This is a genomic window from Polaromonas sp. P1_E3, assembly GCF_056405935.1.
In genome coordinates, this window is the sequence record NZ_JBFUBD010000739.1 from 1 (window position 1) to 843 (window position 843).

Sequence of the window (843 nt, forward strand, 5' to 3'; positions counted from 1 at the left end):
AGCGTGCCGGGCGGGATTCGAACCGGGTCATCGAAACGCCGTGGGCCTTCAAGGGCATCAAAATGTCGTGGACGGCACCAGGCCGGTTAGGCACCGACACCACCAGGCTGACGCAGTCTTTGCCGGAGGCGGGCGGGGAAGGCAGCGTTTGCGGCAGGCACACCACGGCAAAGCGCGTACGGTTAAATGCATCGTCCTGGATGGCGTGGGCCGCCGTGTACAGGCCAAACTGGGTGGCGGCCCGGTCGCTGGCAATGCCCGCCCACGCCGGGTTGGTGGATGCGAGGCGTGCGCCTTCCGCATTGCTGGACGCTGCCCGGCGCTCCACATTGGGTAAATGCGTGGTCAACCAGCCCTGGCATTGAGCCAAGGCCTGGGGGTGCGCGTACACGGCTTCGATGCCATCCAGAGATTCGGACAGCCGAAGGAGGTTGTGGCGCACCATCAGGCTGATTTCGCCGACGATGTGCAAGGGGGAGTTCAGGAAAAGATCCAGAGACCGTGACACGACGCCTTCGGTCGAATTCTCGACCGGCACAACACCGTAGCTGGCACTGCCCGCCGCCGTCGCACGAAAAACCTCGTCGATGCTGACACAGGGTACGTGCTCGATGCTGGCGCCAAAAAACTGCAGCGCCGCCTGCTCACTGAAAGTGCCGGCAGGGCCGAGATATGCCACCCGCACGGGAGATTCCAGCGCCAGACACGCTGACATGATTTCACGCCATACGGCCGCGACATGTTCGTTTTTGAGTGGCCCCTGATTGGCTTGCTGGATCTGCTCAATAACCTGGGCAACGCGGTCCGGACGGAAAAAGGGCGTACCCTCGCGCTTCTTGACTT

At 62.8% G+C, this 843-nt stretch carries 1 protein-coding gene; it reads right to left on the reverse strand.

Annotated features, from left to right (window positions below; translation table 11 throughout):
- The coding region (pheA, locus tag AC1D0Z_RS23190; protein ID WP_477660478.1) for a prephenate dehydratase at window positions 1-843 on the reverse strand (843 nt) is incomplete at both ends.